The organism is Streptococcus sp. 2741, assembly GCF_013276315.1.
GTDB lineage: Bacteria > Bacillota > Bacilli > Lactobacillales > Streptococcaceae > Streptococcus > Streptococcus pseudopneumoniae.
In genome coordinates, this window is record NZ_VMKU01000163.1 from 1 (window position 1) to 3,321 (window position 3,321).

General features: G+C 40.0%; 2 protein-coding genes. Both read right to left on the reverse strand.

The genetic code is table 11. From position 1 onward, the window contains the following. Positions 1-45 precede the first annotated feature (45 nt). Positions 46-861: an endonuclease/exonuclease/phosphatase family protein gene (locus tag HT671_RS11220; RefSeq protein WP_000670821.1), complete on the reverse strand. Its 816-nt coding sequence runs from the start codon at positions 859-861 to the stop codon at positions 46-48. 51 nt (positions 862-912) lie between these two features. After that, the gene (locus tag HT671_RS11225; RefSeq protein WP_078374327.1) at positions 913-3,093 is read right to left on the reverse strand and encodes a PTS transporter subunit IIBC; all 2,181 of its coding nucleotides are present in this window, start codon (positions 3,091-3,093) and stop codon (positions 913-915) included. Positions 3,094-3,321 lie beyond the last annotated feature (228 nt).

The window sequence follows — 3,321 nt, forward strand, 5'->3', positions numbered from 1 at the left end:
CGACGTTGACGTGGTTTGAATTTGATTTTCGAAGAGTATCAGTTATTATTTCCAGTTTAAAATAGCACTCAAGCCATAGTGATCACTGACTTGTGGACTCTTGTTACCATCAAATACGACATGTAAATTTTCCACCGCTAACTCTTTGGTAGTAAAGACATAATCGATTCGAAGGGGTTCAGTGTTCCCTTTCCAGCCATCAATTTCTGGTGGAACGGTATAGCTACCGCTTTTCTCTTGAGCAACTTCAAAAGCGTCTTGTAAGCCTAATGGACTAGCCAAAATAGCTTGGTAGCCTTCCTGTCCAGCTGGGTTGTTGAAATCTCCAGCTAGTAAAAGTGGCTTGTTCAATTCTTTCAAGACATTCTCAAATCGTGCCCATTCTTCTTGGAAACCTTTATCCCACCAAGAAAGGTGGACACTTGCAACTGCAAGCTCCTTACCATCAACTACAGTTTCAGCCAAGGCAACACGACGAGTATGATAGTCTGTTGGATCATCCACATCTGAAACCAAAATTTCTCTGGCTTCAATAGGTTTTTTAGACAAGATAGCTACACCTTCATGGTAGCGATCATAACCGATATGGTTATAGGCCCAAGTCCAGTAGTAATTTTTCCCTTGCTCAGACAACTTTTCAACCAAGAGTCTAACATAGTGATCTTGGTGAATAGGCTCAGCTGCTGGCAAAGCTTGATAAAGGTCATTAACCTCCACCTCTGGCGAAGTGATCTCCTGATTGATTTCTTGGAAACAAATCAAATCATAGTCTTTTTCAAGAATATCCTCAAGCAAAATCTGGAATTTTTCCTCAGCTTCTTTTTCCATCCAACTATGAGTATTGAGTGTTAAAAATTTCATTCTTTTCTCCCAAAATAAGAGGTTGGAATACAGCTTCCAACCTCAAGTATATTACAATTCTACTTTAGCAACTGCTGTTTTAGCTGCAAGAGAACCTGTTTTTTCTAATTTAACTGATTTAATTGCATCACCATTTGTGAAGACAACTACTGTTGAAGTTTCACGTCCTGCTGCACGGATAGCATCCAAGTCAGCTGTGACAAGGAGATATCCTGCTGCAACTTTTTGTCCTTCAGCAACATGAACTGTAAATGGTTTACCTTCAAGACTTACTGTGTCCAAACCAATGTGAACCAATACTTCAAGACCTGATTCAGTCACAATACCAAGAGCATGTTTTGTTGGGAAGATGCTTGATACAGTACCTGAAACTGGAGATACAATGTTTCCATTTGCAGGTTCTACTGCAAATCCATCACCCATCATTTTTTGAGCAAATACTGGATCTTTTACTTGTTCCAAAGCAACAACTTGACCGTCTGCTACTGAGTAAACTTCCTCAGTAAGACCTTTGAAGTGAACAGTGTTTTGTTGTGCTTCAGTCATTTGGCTTGGAAGAGTTTCAGGAATGATTTCACCTGAATCAAGGATATCTTGGATATCAGATTTCAATACGTCAGCTTTTGGTCCGTAGATAGCTTGAACCCCTTGTCCTTTCATGACAAGACCCATAGCTCCTTCTGCTTTCCATTGCTCTGCATTTCCTACTTTATCTGCATCTTTAACAGTTACACGAAGACGAGTCATACATGCGTCAACATCAACGATATTTGCACGTCCACCAAGAAGGTTGATGATGTTTACAGCTTGAGAGCCTGCTGCAACTTTCACTTCGCTACTAGATTCTTCTGAACCTTCAGCAGTTTCGTAGTTTCCGTTACGCCCTGAAGTTGCGTAGTTGAATTTTTGAATCATGAAGTTTGCGATAAAATACATGATTACGGCAAAGAGAACAGTTACCCAAACGAAGTTAATGATATCCATACCGATACCAGCACTGATTGCAATAGGTGTACGAGTCAAGAACTCGATTGAACCGAATGAGTGCATACGTAGGTTTACAACGTCAGCCATAGCGAAGGCAGCACCTTGAACAAGTGAGTAAACAAGATACATAGGTGTTGCAACGAACATGAACATGTATTCGATTGGTTCAGTAACCCCTGTCAAGAATGTTGCAAGAGCTGTCGCAATCATCATACCTTTATATTTGTGTTTCTTGTCAGCATCGACATTACGGTAGATAGCCACGATCACACCCATCAAGATACCGAATGAACCGATCATTTGTCCAACTTTAAAACGAGCTGGGTGAACAGTATCTAACAATTGTTGGTAGTGACTTGCATCTGTACCTTTGAGGTTTACAAGGTCTGTTACCCATGCAAGCCATAGTGGGTCTTGACCGAATACTTGAGTACCTTTAGCTGCACCAGTTAAAATGTCATAAGTACCACCAAGAGCTGTGTAGTTCATTGGGATAGTCAACATATGGTGAAGACCAAATGGCAAGAGCAAACGTTCCAAAGTACCATACAAGAATGGTGCAAGGATTGGTGCAGTTTCTTGTGAGTTGGCAATCCAAATACCAAAGCTATTGATACCAGTTTGCACAAGTGGCCAGAAAGCTGAAAGTAGAATTGCAGCAATTACTGAACGAAGAATAACTACAAATGGTACAAAACGTTTTCCGTTAAAGAATGAAAGTGCATCAGGAAGCTTACGGAAGTTATAGTATTTATTGTAAGCAGTTGCTCCAATAAAACCAGAAATAATCCCTACGAATACACCCATGTTAAGTGCTGGAGCTTCCATAACACTAATGAAGTAATCAGCAACTTTGATTGATCCACCAAAGAGAGTTGTTACCATAGCTTCTGGATTCTTCAACATGTCTCCTGATACACCAAAGATTGTACCAGTGATACGGTTGATTAGGATAAAGGCAAGACCTGCCGCAAACGCACCACCAGCACGTTCCTTAGCCCAGCTTCCTCCAATAGCGAGGGCAAACAAGATATGAAGGTTAACGATAACCCCCCAACCGATTTGCTCTAGGACACCACCAGTAATAACGAGTGGAGCAAAGTTAGGGTTAATCATCACGATAGACTTACCGATTGAAATCATCAAACCAGCAGCCGGCATAACCGCGATAACCACCATCAAAGCCTTACCGAATTTTTGCCAAAATTCGAAAGACAAGACATTTTTGAATGTATCTTTCATCATTCAAATCTCCTTTATTTTTATTTAGGCAAACGTTTTACGAAAACGTTTGCACCTTTTATGATTTAATTATACCACTTTAATTTTTTTTGTAAAGGCTTTTATTCAAAAAAATCCTCTTTTTTCAAAAATTTTCTAGGTGCTAAATTTCAAGTTCAAATTAGCCATCAAGAATCTTCTCTGAGCAACTTCTTTATACTCTTCGAAAATCTCTTCAAACCACGTCAGCGT

Coding starts and splice junctions, on each gene's coding strand:
- HT671_RS11220 (WP_000670821.1), bottom strand. CDS start 861: ATGAAATTTTTAACACTCAATACTCATAGTTGGATGGAAAAAGAAGCT.
- HT671_RS11225 (WP_078374327.1), bottom strand. CDS start 3,093: ATGATGAAAGATACATTCAAAAATGTCTTGTCTTTCGAATTTTGGCAA.